The organism is Hymenobacter sp. M1-2, from assembly GCF_057808495.1.
Window position 1 is genome coordinate 1 of record NZ_JBTYZO010000010.1, and the last position, 18,230, is coordinate 18,230.

The 18,230-nt window shown below is 58.2% G+C and carries 12 protein-coding genes; 4 read left to right on the forward strand and 8 right to left on the reverse strand.

The genetic code is table 11. The features are described from left to right. Positions 1 to 44: 44 nt before the first annotated feature. The 3 genes from ACYSMN_RS11115 to pbpC form a co-directional block, all read right to left on the reverse strand. A complete protein-coding gene (locus tag ACYSMN_RS11115; RefSeq protein WP_488923951.1) occupies positions 45 to 1,202 on the reverse strand; it encodes an efflux RND transporter periplasmic adaptor subunit in 1,158 nt (385 codons plus the stop codon). A gap of 208 nt (positions 1,203 to 1,410) precedes the next feature. Further along, complete coding sequence (locus ACYSMN_RS11120; protein ID WP_488923952.1) at positions 1,411 to 2,760, reverse strand: TolC family protein; 1,350 nt, start codon at positions 2,758 to 2,760, stop codon at positions 1,411 to 1,413. Positions 2,761 to 3,283: 523 nt separating this feature from the next. Then, positions 3,284 to 5,794 carry a penicillin-binding protein 1C gene (gene pbpC / locus ACYSMN_RS11125; RefSeq protein ID WP_488923953.1) on the reverse strand — a complete coding sequence of 837 codons (2,511 nt, stop codon included), beginning with the start codon at positions 5,792 to 5,794 and terminating at the stop codon, positions 3,284 to 3,286. A 91-nt stretch (positions 5,795 to 5,885) separates the two neighbouring features. Here pbpC and ACYSMN_RS11130 point away from each other — a divergent pair, with 91 nt between their 5' ends. Continuing rightward, on the forward strand, positions 5,886 to 6,482 hold the full coding sequence (locus tag ACYSMN_RS11130; protein ID WP_488923954.1) for a Uma2 family endonuclease: 597 nt from the start codon (positions 5,886 to 5,888) through the stop codon (positions 6,480 to 6,482). Between the two features lie 135 nt (positions 6,483 to 6,617). Here the strand turns inward: ACYSMN_RS11130 and ACYSMN_RS11135 are convergent, their stop codons facing one another. Further along, complete coding sequence (locus ACYSMN_RS11135) at positions 6,618 to 12,113, reverse strand: alpha-2-macroglobulin family protein (RefSeq protein WP_488923955.1); 5,496 nt, start codon at positions 12,111 to 12,113, stop codon at positions 6,618 to 6,620. Between the two features lie 130 nt (positions 12,114 to 12,243). Here ACYSMN_RS11135 and ACYSMN_RS11140 point away from each other — a divergent pair, with 130 nt between their 5' ends. After that, positions 12,244 to 12,978: a DUF3667 domain-containing protein gene (locus ACYSMN_RS11140; RefSeq protein ID WP_488923956.1), complete on the forward strand. Its 735-nt coding sequence runs from the start codon at positions 12,244 to 12,246 to the stop codon at positions 12,976 to 12,978. Between the two features lie 34 nt (positions 12,979 to 13,012). On the opposite strand, the gene ACYSMN_RS11145 is transcribed toward ACYSMN_RS11140, so the two are convergent. The 4 genes from ACYSMN_RS11145 to ACYSMN_RS11160 all read right to left on the reverse strand — a co-directional run bounded on the left by ACYSMN_RS11145 (position 13,013) and on the right by ACYSMN_RS11160 (position 16,492). Beyond that, on the reverse strand, positions 13,013 to 13,609 hold the full coding sequence (locus ACYSMN_RS11145; protein ID WP_488923957.1) for a Uma2 family endonuclease: 597 nt from the start codon (positions 13,607 to 13,609) through the stop codon (positions 13,013 to 13,015). A 57-nt stretch (positions 13,610 to 13,666) separates the two neighbouring features. Beyond that, on the reverse strand, positions 13,667 to 14,767 hold the full coding sequence (locus ACYSMN_RS11150) for an acyltransferase family protein (protein ID WP_488923958.1): 1,101 nt from the start codon (positions 14,765 to 14,767) through the stop codon (positions 13,667 to 13,669). Between the two features lie 93 nt (positions 14,768 to 14,860). Continuing rightward, complete coding sequence (locus ACYSMN_RS11155; protein WP_488923959.1) at positions 14,861 to 15,457, reverse strand: Uma2 family endonuclease; 597 nt, start codon at positions 15,455 to 15,457, stop codon at positions 14,861 to 14,863. 165 nt (positions 15,458 to 15,622) lie between these two features. Continuing rightward, a complete protein-coding gene (locus ACYSMN_RS11160) occupies positions 15,623 to 16,492 on the reverse strand; it encodes an SDR family oxidoreductase (RefSeq protein ID WP_488923960.1) in 870 nt (289 codons plus the stop codon). Positions 16,493 to 16,593: 101 nt separating this feature from the next. Between ACYSMN_RS11160 and ACYSMN_RS11165 the strand changes: the two genes are divergently transcribed. Both ACYSMN_RS11165 and ACYSMN_RS11170 read left to right on the forward strand, forming a co-directional pair. Then, on the forward strand, positions 16,594 to 16,968 hold the full coding sequence (locus ACYSMN_RS11165) for a winged helix-turn-helix transcriptional regulator (RefSeq protein WP_488923961.1): 375 nt from the start codon (positions 16,594 to 16,596) through the stop codon (positions 16,966 to 16,968). Positions 16,969 to 17,266: 298 nt separating this feature from the next. Beyond that, the gene (locus ACYSMN_RS11170) at positions 17,267 to 18,130 is read left to right on the forward strand and encodes a M28 family peptidase (protein WP_488923962.1); all 864 of its coding nucleotides are present in this window, start codon (positions 17,267 to 17,269) and stop codon (positions 18,128 to 18,130) included. Positions 18,131 to 18,230: the final 100 nt, after the last annotated feature.

The window sequence follows — 18,230 nt, forward strand, 5'->3', positions numbered from 1 at the left end:
CAAGGAGGGGAGCTAGTTTTAGCTCTAGCTCTAATCATCTCTATTTACTTAGCACCGCCACCCTGGCCGGGGGCGCCGTTTTGGGCCTGGGCTGGGTCGCCGGGCTGGATCTTGCCACCGTCGCGCAGGCGTTGGAGGCCTTCGGTTACTACTTGGTCGCCTTGCTTGAGGCCTTCCATCACCACAATCTGGTCGCGCAAGCGCGGGCCGAGCTGTACTTTGCGCTGGAAGGCCTTGCTGCTGTCACCGGCCACGAACACGAAATTTTCGCCCATTTGCTCCACAATGGCTTTGTAGGGCACCACCACCCGGCGGCCCGACTGCCGGTTGAGCACGCGTAGCACCGTGCTCATGCCATCCTTGAGCAGCCGTTTGGGGTTGCTGAATTGAACCCGAATGCGGACGGTGCCCGTCTGCTCGTTCACGCCCCGGTCGATGGCCAGGATGCGGCCTGGCTGGTTGTAGGCCGAGCCATCGGGCAGCACCAGGCGGAAGGTAGAGTCGTTGCGGCCCCCGCCCTGGCGCTGCAATTCGCCGAAGCGGGCCAGGTCAGATTCCGTAATCACGAAATCTACGCCCATCGGGTCTTCGCCGCTAATGGTGTTAAGCATCGTGGTGCCGGGGCTCACCTGGGCCCCGAGGCGTACCTGCGAAATACCGATGCGGCCGGTGAAAGGCGCTTTTATTAATGAATAGTCGAGGTCGGTGCGGGCCGAGGCTACGGCGGCCTGGGCTTCGGCTACCTGGCTCTGCGCCGTGGCGTAGGCTGTGGAAGCATTATCCACGATTTGCCGGGCAATAGCGTCCTGCTGAGCCAGACGCTCGTAGCGGTCCAGATTCACTTTGGCGTTCTGAACCGTGGCTTGGGTGCTGCGCAAACCAGCCAGCGCCTGCTGGTAGGAGGCCTGGTACTTGCGCCGGTCGATTTCGTAGAGCGTTTTGCCCTTGTTCACCACCTCGCCTTCCTTGAAGAAAATGCCCGTAATAAAGCCCGAAACCTGGCTGCGCAGCTCGACGCTGTTAATGGCCACCACGGTAGCCGGGTACTCGTCGTAGTAGATAGCGTTGGTGCTGCGGGCCGCTACCAGCGTCACGGGCGTGGCGGGCGGCGGACCAGCGGGCTTATCGGCCTCTTTATTGCCGCAGCTCACCCCAGCAAACAGGCCCGTGGCGTAACAAAGGGCAAGAATTATCTTCTTCATTTTGAGTGATTAGGTGATTTGGGGTGGCAGTTCTTTGGGTGACACGTGACAGATAAGAGGTGACAGGTACTTAGGGAGAAAGCGGGAGTCATGCCGAAATCAGAAAATGATAGAGTTAAGCGGGACTTATCTTCCTACAAGTCCTGGCGACTGCCTTATCACGTGTCACGTGTTATCTGAAAACCTGTCACCTAAAACCTGTTACCTCTCAATAAGCAACGGGCAAACTGCCCTGGGCACGTAGCAGGTCTACTTTGCTGCTCAGCACTTGAAATAAGGCGCTGTAATAGTTGAGCTGGGCCGTGCGCAGCGTGGTTTGGGCCACGATTACGTCGAGGTAGGTTTTGATGCCTTCCCGGTATTGCAGATTCACTACCGAATACACTTCCCGGGACAGCGCCAGGTTCGTCTGCCCAATCAGATATTCGGTGTAGTAACCTTTGTAGGTAGCCAGGGCCTGCTCAAACTCGGTGTTGATGCGGTTGCGCGTGGCTAAGATGTCTTGGTCGAGGCGCTGATCGGTGAGCCGCTCACGCCGCAGGTTTTGAAGGCGGCGCGTACCCTGGAAAATGGGCAAGGACAGTTGCAGACCGGCGTAAGAGTTGGGGAAACGCCGGCTGTACAGGTCGCTGAAGTTGTTGTTCTGAAACACCGCGTTATAGTTGCCGAAGGCCGAAAGCGTTGGCAAGAAGCCCCAGCGGTAGTAGCTGATCTGCGCACTCTGCAAGGCTTTCTGGGTCTGAAGCTGTTGCAGCTCGATGCGGTTGGCAGGTTCCAGCGTCAGGGTCGTGTCCACGAAGGCGTCGCGCATGAGTTGGATGGTATCGTATTGCAGCGTAAGTGGCTGCGGACCAGCCAGCCCCATCAACTCCTTCAGATAAGCCGACTTAGCTTTGATGCTTTCCTGGGCCTGTTTGCGCGCCGCAATGGAATTGTTGAGCAGGATTTCGGCCTGCTTGAAGTCGATTTTATCCACTACGCCCACCTCGTAACGGACCTTGGCGTCTTGCAAGCTGCGCCGCAGCCGTACAATATCCTCGTTGAGGGCGTCGAGCTGGCGCTGGGAGAGCAGCACATCATAGAACGCCTTGCTCACATCAGTCACCACGTCGATGCGGGCGCTGGTGGTGTTCTGCTTATACAGCTCCCGCGAGGGTTGGGCGCTGCGCAGGGCCAGCCGCACGTCGTTGTTATAGATGGCCTGGGTGGCGGCCAAACCTACTGTAGACGTGTTTTTCAGACCAATTTGGCGCGGCACGTTCACACCTTCCGCATTCGGAAACACCGTGAATGGCAGTTGGAAATAGTGTTGGCCCGTGGCATTGATCCCAATCTGCGGCAGCCAGCCGGCCAGCCCAATCCGAATGGTGGCCTCGTTTGCTTCCTCGTCGATGCGGGTCTGGCGCAGTACGGGCTGGTTTTGTAGCGCATACTGGAGGCACTGGTCTAGCGTCAGTTGCCCGGTGGGTGGCGGGGCCGTTGGCTGAGCCCGGAGCCCGGCCGGAACAAGCCACAGCAAACCAAGCAGCAGCCGAAGCGCCAAATTCATTCGTCTCATACAATAGGGTAAGGAAAGGCAGCTACCGCGTACGTAACGCGCGTGAGATGGTCCATCTTGAGCTCAACAATACTTTCAGCCGCGCCAAACATGCGCACGTACGCGGCCTGCGCAATGGGGGTTGTCCGGAATCACAAGGCCTATAACCAGCAAGTACCGGTTTTGATAGAGAGGGGAAGTTATTATTAACAGTTCGCGCACTGCCAGGGTCATCACTGAACAGCAACAGACACACCCAATAGCTGCGCAAAGCCAGCCAGGACTACTGATCCGGTACAAAAAACAACGGCGGGCCACCAGGGTTGCACGCCTGCTCCAGCAGCCTGTCTCACGCCGCAGGTAAACACCAAAGCGCAAAACATACTACTGGTACACTAACCTTGGTAGACACTAGTCGGAAAAAGGCAGAGCTGTCTACCAAATCAGAATGGTGCTTGCGCCAATGTGGACAGGTCTTTTTCGCCAGCACGAACGATGGTGCCTAAACCACAATAACGCGAAGCTCCGGCCTTCGCGCTGCTGGCTACAGCTCCGTTACGGTTACCAGCACGTCGGTATTGCGGCCGTGGTCGTCGGCGCAGGAGATTTTGAGCGGGCCGGGTGGGGGCCGGAAGAAGACTCGTTCCGTGGCGGCGGCAGCTTTTAGAAACTTGTCGTTGACGTACCAATACACCTGGCGCACCTCGCTGTCGGTGGTGCAGCTGAGCAGGAGCTGCTGCTTTTCGTGATGGTTGAGGACGTACTCGGTATTGGCCAGCGGCGAGGTGATGCTAGGCGCCCGTTCCGCGCCGCCGCGCACGAGCTGGCAAGCGGGGTTGTGCGCGGGCAGGCGGCGGTACGGAATGCCCTGCGCTTCCTTATAGGCGGCTACTTCGGGCAACAGGTTGGGGTACAGGGCTCGCCGGAAACCAGCCGCCGGAGCGCAGGCACGGCAATACGTGAAGCTGCCATCGGCCGAAACCAGTACTTCCCGCTGGTGCTGGCACCGCTGCCCCGACGACGCGCCCGGCAAGAAATAGTCAATCACCTGGTTGGGACAGTTCTCGCCCGGCACCAGCCCCGACTCGGTGCACACCAGCCGAAAATCCAGCGCGGCGGGCGGTATAAACCAATCGTTGGGCGAGTTGTATGCCACTGCATTGAATAGGTCGAAGAGCAGGGGCGTGGCTACATCGGCGCCGGTGAGGGCCGGGCTACCGTGGCCACTGAAGTTGCCGATCCACACACCAATGGTGTATTGCTTGTTGTAGCCGATGCTCCAGGCGTCGCGGCGGCCGTAGCTGGTGCCAGTTTTCCAGGCAATCTTAGGCAGGCGCATACTACTCGCCGCGTTGATGGGCAAATCGGGGCGCGTGAGCTGGGCGAGGATGTCGGTGGTGAGAAAGGCGGCGGCGGGGGATATTAGTTGGGTTTGTGCCTCACCCCCTAGCCCCCTCTCCTTCAGAGAGGGAGGACTAGTTTGTAGTTCCCTAGCTGTAGTAGCCTCATCCCCCCGGCCCCCTTCTCCCGTGGAGAAGGGGGAGCCAGACGACTTTTTAGCTTTAGAGCTAGTAGCTCCAGCACTAGTTTCTAGAGCTAGTCCCCCCTCTCCCTTAGGAGAGGGGGCTAGGGGGTGAGGCCCCTCGTCAGGGCCAGCCGAACCCGTCAACCTCAGAGGTGCGTACCGTCCTTCGTTTGCCAGGGCTACGTAGAGGTTGGTTAATTCTTCCAGACTCGCGCCGCAGCCGCCCAGGATGCTGCTCAGGCCGAGGCGGGGGGCGTTGCGGGTTACATTGCGGAAGCCGGCTTCTCGGAGCTTGTTCGTGAAAAAAGACACACCTACGTCCCGTAGCATGCGCACGGCCGGAATATTGAGGGACTGGGCCAGCGCGTGTTCCAGCGTTACTTCGCCGCTGCAATGCTTGTCGAAATTTTCCGGGCGGTAGCCCTGGAAGTTGGTGGGCACGTCGGGTAGCAGCAGCTTGGGCGTGGCCAGGCCTTTGTCCATGGCCAAGGCATAAAGAAATGGCTTGAGCGTGCTGCCCGGCGAGCGGACGGCCATTATGCCGTCGTTCTGGCCCTGGCTGCCGAAGTCGCGGAAATCAGCGGAGCCGACGTAAGCTTCCACCTGCCGGGTCTGGTTGTTGACGACCAGCACGGCGGCCTGCGTGATGCCCAGCTCGTGGAGGCGGCGCACGTAGTTGCGGGTCAGGTCTTCGGTTTTGGCTTGCTTGCTACGGTTGAGGCTGCTCTGAATGATGGCCTGGCTCGGGAACTGGCTTACCAAGCGCCGCGCGAGGTGCGGAGCCAGCGTGGGCGCGGCGTGGCGCTGCACGTTCAGCGGTTCCAGCAGCGCGTCGTCCACGTCCTGCTGCGGAAACAAGCCGGCGTCGCCGAACCGTTTCAGCCATCGGTTCCGCTCCCGCAGAATGGCGGCGTTGTGCCGGCCCAGCACCAGGCCCGTGGGACGATTTGGAATGATGGCCAGCGTCACGGTCTGGGCCAGGGAAAGGTAGTGGGGTGGCTGCTGGAAGTACAGCAGCGCCGCCGATTTCACGCCCTCCACGTTGCTGCCGTAGGGCACCAAGTTCAGGTAGAGTTGTAGGATTTCGTCTTTGCTGAAATGGGCTTCTAGCTGTACGGCGCGCAGCATTTCCAGCAGCTTATTGGCGAAAGTACGCTCCTTGGGTTCCAGCAGTCGGGCCACTTGCATCGTGATGGTGCTGGCCCCGGTGGTGCGGCCCGTCCCAAACACATTGCGCCCCGCCGCCTGCACCAGCGCCAATGGGTTCACCCCGAAGTGCCAGCGGAACCATCGGTCTTCTTTTTCGATGATGGTGCGGCTCAGGGTTGGGGTGATTTCGAGCAGCTCCGTTTTCATCCGCCACTTCTGGGTGGGGTTGAGGTAGGCGTGCAGCACCGAGCCGTCGGCGGCCAGTACGAGGGGCGAGTATTGCGGCGCGGGCGGCAGCGGAAACAGCCGGTCCAGGCCCAGCAACAGCAGCAGAAACAGCCCCAATCCTGCCAAAAACCGTATGCTGATGCGCCGCTTCATAGCGCCAAGATAAGGGGCAAGCAAGGTCAGTTTCAATCTTCTGCTCGGCTTCTTTACTGTATATTCGTTGGCTTTACCATCATTCTTGCTCATGGCACCCATCACCAGCTTCTCGCAGCTAGATCTTGATAAGAATTACACCTATGCTGATTATCTGACGTGGCAGCTAGATGAGTTTGTAGAGTTGATTCGTGGGAAGGTGAAACGCATGAGTCCGGCCCCTCGGGTTAGGCATCAGACTATTTCTTTCAATTTAGTCGGTAGTATTAAGCTAGCCCTGCGAGGTAAGCACTGTCAAGGCTTTGCCGCGCCATTTGACGTGCGCCTCACTACAACCTCACCCAATGGCGACGCGCAGATTACCACCGTGGTGCAACCGGATTTGTGCGTCATCTGCGATCCGCAAAAGCTGGATGAGTTTGGTTGCGTCGGGGCGCCCGACTGGATTATCGAAATCCTCTCGCCCGGCAATACCAACCACGACAGCAAAACTAAATTCGACCTCTACGAGGAAAATGGCGTGCGAGAGTACTGGATCGTTAATCCCGGCCTCAAAAACGTAGCCGTATACGTGCTCGAAGAAGGCCGTTACCAAGTGCGCGGTGAGTACTACCAGCCCGGCCCTATTCCGGTGCACACGCTAGGAAACCTCGCGCTGGAATGGACCGAGGTATTCGAAGGCGTGTAGCCACCCCGCCACTGTCATCCTTTATCTGACGTCCGCCTGCGAAGGACCTAAAGAAAGTAGAACGACTCGCGTAACAACGCCTTGTTCTTGATTTCATTAGGTCCTTCGCGCTGCTCAGGATGACAGGTTGTTTCGTTACCGCACCCGCACCACGCCGGCGCCGGCGTAGCTGTGATATTCGGCGTTGTACATGGCGTCGGCGCTTACCGGCCCTAGCCGGAACGTGCCTTTGGAAACCGCCCGCGCCAGGTAGTAGAACGATTTGGGCGAGCGATTGGCCGTGGTGAAGAAGTTGATTCGGTCGTCGCGGACATCGAGGTAGTCGGGTTGGGAGGCGTCCTTGGCCCAGGTGATTTCTCGCACGGCGCCGATGCGCGGGTTCTCGATTTCGAGGCCCGCGGGCAGCAGGTCGGTGATGGCCACGTTTTCCACGTCGCCGGCGCTTTCGGCGGCTTGAATCGTGATTTTGACGACTACCAGATCATTCTGCCGGAAGGAGGTGGAGCCCACTGAGTTGCCATTGCGGTCCAGGAACTGGCGGCGCACTTGCAGGTAGGCGTCTTCTTCCCGCACTTGGCCGGTGGGCGAAATGCCTTCCGTTTCCCAGAAATAGTAGAGGCTGCCTTTGCCGCTGGTACGCAGCGCCACCTGCCGGTTGGCCACGTTGCTCACTGTGAGGTCTTTGCCACTGAAGCTGCCAATGGCCTTACCATCGGCCAGCAGATTAGCTGTAACGGTGCTGGCGGCGTTTTTCTTAGCGAGCTTACCCAGGGCCAACAGCGCAAACGAGCGTTCCTGGGTGCTAAGCCACTGCGCCGATTTCACCTGGCGGCTCAGCTGCCGGGCCAGCGTATTCACCTGCGGGCTGGCCGGGTCGGCGGCGAGCAGGGCGTTGAGCACCAAGGCTTCGTCGCGGATGGGAGAAGAGAACGAGCCGGCCAGTTCGCGGCCGGCCATCACCTGCGTGCCGAAGCGCGTCGGCAGGGCTTCGCGGTAGCTGCGTTGGTTGCCGCTCAGCGCGTAGGCGCAGGCCAGCACCCAGCGCGAATCCTCGGCCAGCAGCTTGCGGTTGGCTTTGTAGTAGTTCAGCGCCACCGGGTCCGACTGGCCGGCCAGGGCCAGCACGTAGAGCGAGTAGGCGTTTTCCTTCTTCGCCAGCGTGAGCGGCTGAATCACGCCGCCGGTCTGGATGATGTTGTAGGTCTCGGTTTCGCGCTTCTTGACGCGGGTTTGTAAATAGCTCAGCACCCGCTCCAGCACTTTCTTGTTCACGTCGAAGCCGGCTTGTTTGGCTTCCAGCAGGAAGTGAGCGGCGTAGGCCGTGGCCCACCAGTTGTCGTAGTCGCCGCCGGGCCAGTAGCTGAGGCTGCCGTTGTACATCTGCTGGGCTTCCACTTTCCGAATGGCTTCCTGCACGTGGTAGTTGGGGTTGAAGAGACCCGCTTTGCCGGCCTTGCCAGCTTTTTGGCCCAGCGTAGCCGTCAAATCGCCATAGTAAAGCTGCGGGAAAGCCGCCGATACGGTTTGCTCCAGGCAGCCGTAGGGGTATTGCAGCAGGTAGCGCAGGTCTTTGGCAAACTCCGCCATCGGCGAGCGGCTCACTACTAGCTGGCTGCGCAGTGAGGAAGGCAGGAAATCAGTCTTCAGATTAAGCTGCTGGGTTGCGCCGCCCGCCACCACACCCGCACCGGTACGCTTTTGCAGCGGCGAAGCTGGCCGAACGGGAATCTCAATCTTCTCCGTAAATGTCTCGCTGGCGGCCTTCACCGTCGTCGTAACGCTGCCATTACCGATGCTGGCCGGCGCCACTACTCGGAACAGCACCCGCCGCTCCGCGTTGGCAGGCAAGCTGATACTCTGCGTAGCCTTGCCCACTAAGCGCAACGGGCCATCAACCGTCACGCTGGCCGTGCCCGTGGTGATTTTGCTTGTAGTGTTGGTGAGCGTAGCCGGCACATCAATAGTGTCGCCGGGGCTGAGGAAACGGGGGAGGCTGGTGCTGATGACTACCGGGTCGGCCACTTTCATGGTGTGCTCGGCGCTGCCGAAAGCGTCGTCTTTATACGCCAACGCCATTACGCGCAGGGCGCCGCTGAACTGCGGTACGCGCATTTTGTACAGCACCTTGCCGTCGCCGTCGGCCGTGAGTACACCGCTCCATTTAGCCACGAGCTGCACCCGGCGCGAAGGCACGGGCGTGGTGCGGCGAGACAGGTCGGAACCGTCGCCGCCGGTGCTGCTGGTGCCGAGTTCGGGCAGCAGGAAGGGATACACGTCGTAGGCCTGCACTTCGAGGGCGCGCTTTTGGTAGAAGTAGCCGTAAGGGTCGGGCGTGCGGTAGTCCTTCATCTGCAAAATGCCCTCATCCACCACGGCCAGCGTCACTTTGGCGTTGGGCGCGGTGTTTACTTCGATGGTTTGCCACAGCTGGGAGCGGCTCTGCTCGGGGGCCTTTACGGCCACTTGCAGCTTGGCGCCTGGTTTTTCCACCGTCAGCGGCACAAAGCCCCGAGCCACGGTGAGCGGCAGCCGGTTGTCCTTGATTTCGCGGATGGCGGTGGCCGTTACGTACACGTTCGGCACGTGACCAGCACGAATCGGAATGCTCACCCGCGCCGATTTCTCGTCGGTGTTCACGTAAAAATGGTCGAGCACGCGGTTGCGCTCCACGGTTACGAGCACCCGGCCGGGGAAAGGCGTTTTGAGCAGCAGATTGGCCGTCTCGCCGGGCTCATATTTCTCCTTATCGGCCTCAATGGTCACTTCGCCCTCGTTGTTCACTTCGAAGGAATTGCTTTGCGTATCGCCGTAGCCGTAGGCGTAAATGCGCTGGCTCACGAAGGTGCTGGCTCCCGGCCGCGCCACCCGAATCTCGTACTCGCCCGAATACGTGGGCACGAAACCCAGATTCGCATCCGAGTCGCTGTTGGCGTACACGTTGATTACGCGGTTGATGACAACTTCCTCGCGCTGCTGCGAATTATACACGTAACGGCCGCCTTGGCGCTCAATCACAGTTTCCCAGAGCAAGCGCACCACAGTTACTTGGGCCTCGGCGGTGGTAGGCTGGCCGGCAGGCGTAAGGGCCACGAGGCGCGTGGGCACGGGCTTACGGGTTTCCACCAGCTCGTCCATGTTCTTAATGCCGAACATCACCGGCTGAGTTTGCACTTCAAATGTAGCCAGACGATTTACGGGGCGGCCGGTCTCGTCGAAAACCGTAGTGAAAGCGGTGCCTTCCAGCGTGCCAAGGTCGGTGTAATCGGGCACCTCGTAGGTGGCGGTACCGCGGCCGGCCGCGTCGGTGGTGCCTTCGCGGGTGGTATTCTCGAACCGGTCTGAGAGGGGAGAAGACTCGCTGCTGTAGCGGCTGCGCCGCTGGCCGCTGTTCAGACGGAAATCGTAATCTGTATACTTGCTCGGGGCGAAGGTTTTGTCCTTCAGCGAAAACGCCACCTCAAACTTACGGTCGGCGGCGGGCGGCCCGAAAAGGTTCTGGGCCGTGATTTGCGCCGAAATCGTTTGACCCGGCTTCACCACCGACTTCGACGTTTTCACGGTCACCTTCATGCGGTCCGGGATAAACTCCTCCACGCTTACCTGGCGCGAGGTGAGCAGCACGTCGTTGCCGGTCAGCACTTCCAGCGTGTAGAGGCCCGTCATAACAGCCGGCGGCATAATGAAGCTGGCTTCGAAAGAGCCTTCCGCCGAAAGCTGCTTGCGCAGGCTGGCGTACTCCTTGCCGGTGGGCAGCAGCAGCCGAATCTTCACCGGCAAGTCTTTCGGCGGGGCCTGCCAGTTTTCGGTGCGCACCACCGTGTTGGTCCGAATGGTGTCGCCGGGGCGGTACAGATCCCGGTCGCCGTAGAGGAAGGCTTGGTAGTGGGCGGCGTTGCTTTGCAGCCCGCCTACCTCAAAGCGCGAGGTTTCGACGCGGCTGCGGCTCAGGTCCAGAAACGTGAAGTCGGAGCCTTGCTGCGCCATGATCATGCCCAGCTTGAACCGCCCATTCAGCCCCGTGCTGTCGAATTTGGCTACGCCGTCGTGGTTGGTCACGCCGGTGCTTATCACTTGGTTGTTGGTGCTGATGAAGCGGATTTCCGCGCCGCTCAGCGCCTTGGCATTCCGGATGGAGTTGGCAAATACGAGCGTGCTGCCGGCCGCGCCTTCTTTCACAATCAAGCCAATGTCGGACACCGCCACGAGCTTGCTTACTTGCAGCCACTGCCGCTCGGTATCCTGCACCTTCACGATGTAGAGGCCCTTGAGTCCGCCCGCGAATTCCAGGTCTTTCAGGTTCAGATTCAGCAGCCGCAGTCCTTGTTCCTTCTTCAGGCCCGCTACGGTGTAGGTGCGCTCCGTGAGCGCGTTGCCGAGGTTTTCCACGTCGTAGTACCGGAAGGAGTGGTCCACGTATTCCCCACCGTCTCCTTCTTCGTCTCCCTCGTAGCCGCCTTCTTCCTCGTTGTATTCGGGGTAGCCGTATTGGCTGCCGGACCGCAGCAGCTGCTGAATGTTGTTGGCGTAGACTTTGGCAATGGTCACTTTCACTTGTTGCACCTCGTTGATGCGCACGCCCAGGTTACGGGTGCCCAGAGCATCGAGGTAGAGGGCCTTCTCGGCGCTGGAAAACTCGATGGAGGGCCGCTCGTCGGAGAAGCTTACGGTTTCGGTGACATTCTCGGCCAGCTGGCCGCCGAGTCCTCCGCGCAACCCTTGGCGCAAGGTTACCTGGTAGCTTTTGCCCACCTCAAAGCCACCTTTCAGCCGGAAGCCGCTTTCCTGTTCCTCCACTTCATAAGCCACCGTTGGCGACACCGTGAGGCCACTTTGTAAATCCTGAATACTCACTGGCTGGGTGGTGAGGATGGTTACGGTGGGGTCGGCACCTTGCAGCGAGCCAGCTACGGAGCGAATTTCCAGCGCCTGTTGGTCGGGCACTTGTACCTGCTTTTCGTATTCGGTGGCAGACGCCTGGTCGCTGCCCACGGCGCGCAGGCCTTGGCCTAGCGCCACCGTCAGCGGGCTACCGGGCTGCACCTGCTGGTTGAGCGACACGCGTACTTTCTGGCCGGGCTCGTTGCCAATCACCTCAAAAGCCACCGGCTGCCCGTCCTGCGTCACGCGTAGCAGCGGCTTCACATCGGCGGGGCGCACGCTGTAGTTGAACGGCAATTCCACGCGCATTTCCGCGGTACCTGCCGCCCGGCTGGAGCGGCCCCAGAAAGCTTGGGGCTCTTCCATTTGAAGATAGGGCGTGTGAAACTTCTCCCGGTTTTCGGGCAGCTTCACGCCGCGCTTGTTGCTGGGCAACAACTCGGTGCGTAGCGAGGCTTTAAAAGCCGTGCTCGGGCGAAACGAAGTGCTTGGGGAAAAGATCAGCTCCCGGTCGGAGTTCCATTTGAATTTGCCGCGCATGGCGGGCTCAAACGCCACGTATTGCACCGTGTCCCAGCGGTCCTGCTGGCCAGGTTCTACTATGGCATCCGCGAACTGAAATACAAGGTTTTGATAGGGGTCGATTTCCTCGCCGTTGGGGTCGGCCGCGGCGTCTTGGCCGGTTTTGGAACAGGCGCACAATAAGGCCAGCACCAGCAGCAACGGCAGGCGGGAAAGGCTTCGGGAGAACATAAAGTAGGGAGGAGCTTTAAAGACGCCGGAAGGTATAGAAAAAGAGAATTGCTGCAATTAAATCTCTCCTAATTGAATGCTTATTTTTCAGGCTATAGATTGGGGGCAGATATTACTGCTGTCCTACACGATGCAAGAGCTTGTTTCTCCACCGCTGACCACGACGCCTAGTACCTGCCGAAATTGCGGCCACCAAGGAGCGGGGCGGTTTTGCCAGAATTGCGGCCAGAGCTACGCGACGCACCGTATCTCGCTCCATCATCTCAGCCACGAAGTTTTCCACCTCTTCACCCACCTCGACAAAGGCTTTCTGTACACGCTAAAAGAGCTGGCGCTGCGGCCCGGCGACATGCAGCGGGAATACCTGGCGGGGCGACGCTACCAGCACCAGAAGCCGTTCTCCATGTTTTTCGTGGCAGTTACTGTTACGGCGCTGGGGCAGTTCTTTATCAAGTCGCTCGTGTACAAGCTCTACGGCGTGAGCGACGAGTCGCAGGATTTTTTCCGGCACTACTTTGCCCTGATGCAGATGGGCCTACTGCCGCTCTACGCCGGCATTACGTGGCTGTTTTTCCGTAAGGCAGCCTACAACTACGCCGAAATAGCCGTGGTGGTGCTGTACAGTTTGTCGCTGGTGCTGCTGGTGGTGCTGCTGCTGAACGCGCTGCGGCTGCTGTTTCCGCACTTCCAGACACAATACGTGGAGCTGCCGTTTGTTGTCCTATATAACACCTGGACCTATTTCCGGCTGTTTCCTGCCACCTCGCGCTGGCAGCTTGTCGGCAAAAGTCTACTGATTAATATCGCCTGTTTTGCCATTTCCCACTATGCGGCCGAGCTAGCCGTGCACTTGCTCGAAAAGTAAGATTTGTGGCTAGCAAAGAGTATAGCTAGGTACCTCATAAGCCATCAAATATCTCATTCCATTCGATGCTTAATCCCGAGAGCGTGTGTGCTGGAATGGGGCCTGGCGTATAAAACTCGCCGCGCACCTGGTAGCGGCCGTCTTGGAGTACATACACCGCCACGCTTTGGTCGCCGGGCGAAACAATCCAGTATTCCTTCACCTCATTCTCTTCGTAGAGGTCAAATTTTTCCTTGGTATCCCGCGCCAGGTTGCCGGGACTCAAGATTTCAATAATCCAGTCAGGAGCACCGAGGCAGCCTTTTTCATCGAGCTTGGTTGGGTCGCAGACTATACAGATATCGGGTTGTACCACAGTTATAACCTCCGCGTCACCGTCAGGGCTAGCTTTAATTAAGCGCACATCGAACGGGGCGTGAAATACCTCGCAGGAGTGGGGTTTAAGTTGTGTATAGATACGACCTACCAAGCGGCTAGAAATACGCTGGTGTACCACCCGTGGCGCCGGACTCATAGGGCGCACCTTGCCCTTAATCAACTCCACCCATTCGCTGAGCTGCCAAGTGAGATAGTCAGCATAAGTGTAGCGTTTGTTGAGGTCGAGCTGGGAAATATCCGTGATGGGTGGCATAGCAGCTAGCTTAAGGTTGGTGATAAAGATACGTGAAGCTAGTGGGTGCAGCGCCGGCTATGCGGTAGCTTCTATGGGCGGAGCGGCCCCTATTCGCCGCAGCACGAACCGACGGGCTGGTTCTTCCAGGAGATGATACGAAGCCACTGAGGCTAGTAGAATTAGTCCTAATGTGCTAACAGTACTGAAGGGAAATTCTTTGCGAATCGGGTGCTCATGCCAGAGCGTATCAATCAGCATGAGCAGCGCCAATTGCCAGATGTAGAAGCCGTAGCTGATGCGCCCTAGATAATGTAGCAGACGCGTTGCTAACAACCGCGCCAACAGGCTTTGAGTTGGGGAAGCTAGGTGCATCACCGTGAGCACCAGCGCTGGGAGTACTAACACGTTATGGGCTACATAACCCTCAAAACGAGGCCCAATACGGGCTAAATAGATACCTGCTACTACCCAGGCCGCTGCCACGGTCCACCCCGGTAAGCGCCAGTTCCATTGAAACACCAATAGTCCCGCCACCATACCACTCACGAACTCGGGTAGTCGGGCCGGAGGAAAGGAGTAGACCCACCGAAACAGCGGCAACGCCGGAAACTTGGCAAAGAACAGCCCTGGCCCGCACGACAGCGCCCACAGCACTACCAGCAAAGCCAGCAACTGTTGTGGCTGGCGTACCCGCAGCAGCCAGGGCAATAGCAACGGAAACAGCAGGTAGAAAAACATTTCCACCGCTACCGACCACGAGCCGCCGCCGTACCATTCCATCGCTAGTGGTGGCAGCCAAGCATGCGTGAGCGTGAGGTTGAGCAGCAGCAGCCAGCCGAAAGAGGCGGGTTGCATGTTGGAGGCCACAACTACTGCCGCCGCTACTACCCAGCCGGCCACGTACACCGGGTACACGCGCGCCAACCGTTTAACTAGAAATTGTCGGTACTCTGGGCCGCTCGGCCACTGTCCTGAACGCGCATCATGCAAGTAGCTGTAAGTTAAGAGTAGTCCTGAAAGCACGAAAAACATATTCACCCCCAGCGCGCCCTGCGACACAATGTTGCGTAGAGGCAAAGCCAACTCAGGTAGCAGCGCGCGCTTGTAGAAGTGGAAGACTAGAACGTAAAAGGCGGCTACAAACCGCAGCCCGGTTAGGGCTCTCAGCTCACGCACGGCAGGAATAGGAGTTAGATTTTAGAAGTGCGCCCAAGAGGACAAGAATCAGCAGGGCTATTGCAGCTGAGCGTCAAAAGTTGCTTATGCGGTTCACACATCCTTAAATACCTTTTCCCATGACAGTTGCAAACCCGGTAACGTGCGGACCGGAATGTCGTCGGGGGCATAGTAGGTGCCTTGTAGCTCGTAAAGGCCCTGCTCTAAGGCGTACGCGGCAATGCTTTTCTCGCCCGGAAATACAATCCAGTACTCCGTTACGCCGCTTTCCTCGTACAGATCGAACTTGGTTTTCGTATCGTGAGAAGCTGTGCTTGGTGAGAGTATCTCAATGATCCAGTCGGGAGCGCCAAGGCAGCCTTGCTCATCCAGCTTGCTTGAGTCGCAAATGACGCATAAGTCCGGCTGCACTACGGTTTCGATATGGCCGTTGCCGTTGGGACCGGCGGTAGTTAGGCGCACGTCGAAAGGAGCGTGGTACACCTTACAGGAGCCCTCAAGCAAGTGCGTGTGTATAGTACCGAATAAATTACCCGAAATATCCTGATGAGCCCGCCGCGGGGCGGGGCTCATTAGGCGTACTTGGCCTTTGATCAGCTCAACAATCTCATTGAAGCGCCAGGTGAGATAGTCGGCGTAGGTGTAGCGTTTGTTGAGGTCGAGCTGGGAAATATCTGTGATGGGTGGCATGGCAGCTAGCGTAAGGTCGATGATAAAGATACGTGAAGCTGGTGGGCGCAAGCTATACGGGGGCTTGGCTCAAGATATTTAGCAACTCTCGTCCATCTAAACGGACGCCAACAGGCGGAACGCCTTGTGAGACATTCCGCCTGGGTAGCCTGCCTGTTCGGGCCGTTAGCTAAACAGCGCCTTATTGTTCGAAAGCCACTCTGGCACCGTTTGCGGCGCGTGGCCGATAAGTTGCTCTGCGTCGGGGGTGGTTGGAGAGAACCAGCCTTCCCGAATAGTACGCCAAATGGCAACAAACGCATCGAGCATGGGTGGCGGCAACTGCGAGCCGACTTGCTCTCGGTATGCTACTTCGTTTATTTCAGTGTAGCTAATACGCTTACCCAAAACCGAGGTTAACGTGTCTGCTACCTCGGTATAGGTATGGCTGGTGGTGCCAGTGAGCGGATAAATTTTCTGCTCATGGCCGCTGCTAGTTAGTACTTTGGCGGCTGCTTGCGCAATGTCGTGGCGGGAAATAAAGCCGACTTTGGCCTGGCCTGCTGGCACGTGAAAGCCGCTGGTAGCACTGACTTCGGCTGCCACCATAGCCAAGGCGTCGAGGTAGAGGCTAGGCCGCAAAATAGTCCAGGAGTCGGGAAAAAGCTCCCGTAATGCCTGCTCCGTGGCGGCGTGCGACTCCGCAAAAGGGAACGGACTGTCGCCGTCAGCTACCAGGAAAGACAAGTAGATAACGTGGCGCACTCCTGCGGCTTTGGCTGCCTGTAGGGCTTGCCGCTGCCGACGGATACGTACATCGTTGGGGTCGGGCGTGGAAATAAGCAGTAGCCGTTCAATGCCTTGTAGCGCAGCCGTGAGGCCCGCTTCGTCGTCGAAATCTGCTTGCACGAACTTCGCTTTGGCAACGGGGTTGACTTGCTGCGCTTCGGTGGGGTTGCGAGCCAATGCTCGGAAATGAGGGACAGTTGGGTCCGCGCCGAGCAGGCGGGTTACTTCGCGGCCTAATTTGCCATTGGCGCCGGTAAGAGCAATCATAAAGAAGAAGTAATGGTGAAAGGATAAACAAACCTACATAGCGGAGTTACCAAAAGTAAGTAGGTACTTTGCAGTAACCTTGTTACTTCATAACCAGCATCATGGGAATCTTCCACGCCAATTGCCCTACCCGCGACCTGCTCAATCTCATTGCCGACCGTTGGACAGTGCTGGTCGTGTACTTTCTGGCTCAGCGGCCCCAGCGCTTCAATGAGCTGCTGCGCAAAATCGAAGGTATTTCGCAACGCATGCTCACCGTTACGTTGCGCCGTCTGGAAATGGAAGGGCTGCTGACTCGCGAAGTGGTACCGGCTAGTCCGCCCCGCGTAACCTATGCCCTGACGCCTCTCGGCGAATCTTTGGTCAGCTTGGTACAGCATATTCAGGACTGGGCCGAAGCACACTCCGAAGAAGCTGCCCAAGCCAGGGCACAGTTTCTAGCGCAACAGCCGCTGACGCTGGAAAAGCAGCCATGAAGCAGTCAGAAGCTGCTAGCCGCCAACACTGTCCTTCAGCCTCCATTACACAGATGGCGCTTTGGCCTTCGTAGAAGTAGCTAGCTTTGGCATTACTATAGAGAGAAGCAGCCATTTCCTGGCCAACTGGACCTGAGACGATGATTAGAGACGCACGTATTATCAGCGTAATGACACGTAGGACATGCGCACGAGTATCTTCTTCTTTGTTGGTCTTGCGCTCCTGATAATCGGCTACCTAGCTTACCAGCGTAGACTGAGGCCGCATACGTCTGTTCCCTCACCACCTGTAAGTTCTATGGAAGCCAACCAACAGCGCCTGTACGCCGATGTGGAGTTTCTAACTTCGCTGCAACCAGCTCGCAACTACCGCAACCTGGTTTCACTCAACCAAGCCGCCGACTACATCAAAGCCGAGTTTGAAAAGTTGAGCGGGGAGGTGCAAGAGCAAACCTTCCGAGCTGATAGCCGGCTTTATCGCAACATCATCCTGACAACGGGTCCCGAAAATGCGCCGTGTTTGGTGATTGGGGCCCACTATGATGTTTGTGGCGACCAGCCCGGCGCCGACGACAACGCCAGCGCCGTAGCGGGCCTGCTCGAAACGGCCCGCCTGCTGCACGCGCACCGCCCAGTTCTACGCTACCGCGTAAAACTGGTGGCTTACCCAAACGAAGAGCCCCCCTACTTTGCCACCGAACAAATGGGCAGCTACGTGCACGCCAAATCTCTGCACGATGCGGGGGCGGCAGTGCGGGCCATGCTTTGCTACGAAATGATAGGGTACTTCCGCGACGAGCCTGGCTCCCAGCATTTTCCTAATGAGCAACTAGCGGCTCTTTATCCGAACACCGGCAATTTCATCACGGTAGTGGGCCGCACTGGGCAGGAAGCCTTCACGCAACAAGTGCAAAAACTCATGCAGACCAGCGCCGACGTGGATGTGCAACGCATCAACTTGCCCGCTAGCATGGGCCTAGCCGGCCTCTCCGACCATCGCAACTACTGGAACTTCGGCTACGAGGCCCTCATGATCAACGACACGTCCTTCCTCCGCAACCCCAACTATCACCAATCCACCGACACCATTGACACGCTGAATTTCCGCCGCATGGCGGAAGTGGTAAATGGCGTGTATGCTGTTATCGTGGGTTTGGAGTGAGGTAATTAGGTGACAGGTAACACGTGACAGGTGAAGGGGGATGCGCTTTTTAGTATAGATGAAGCACGAGCATTTCACCTGTTACCTGTCACTTAAAACC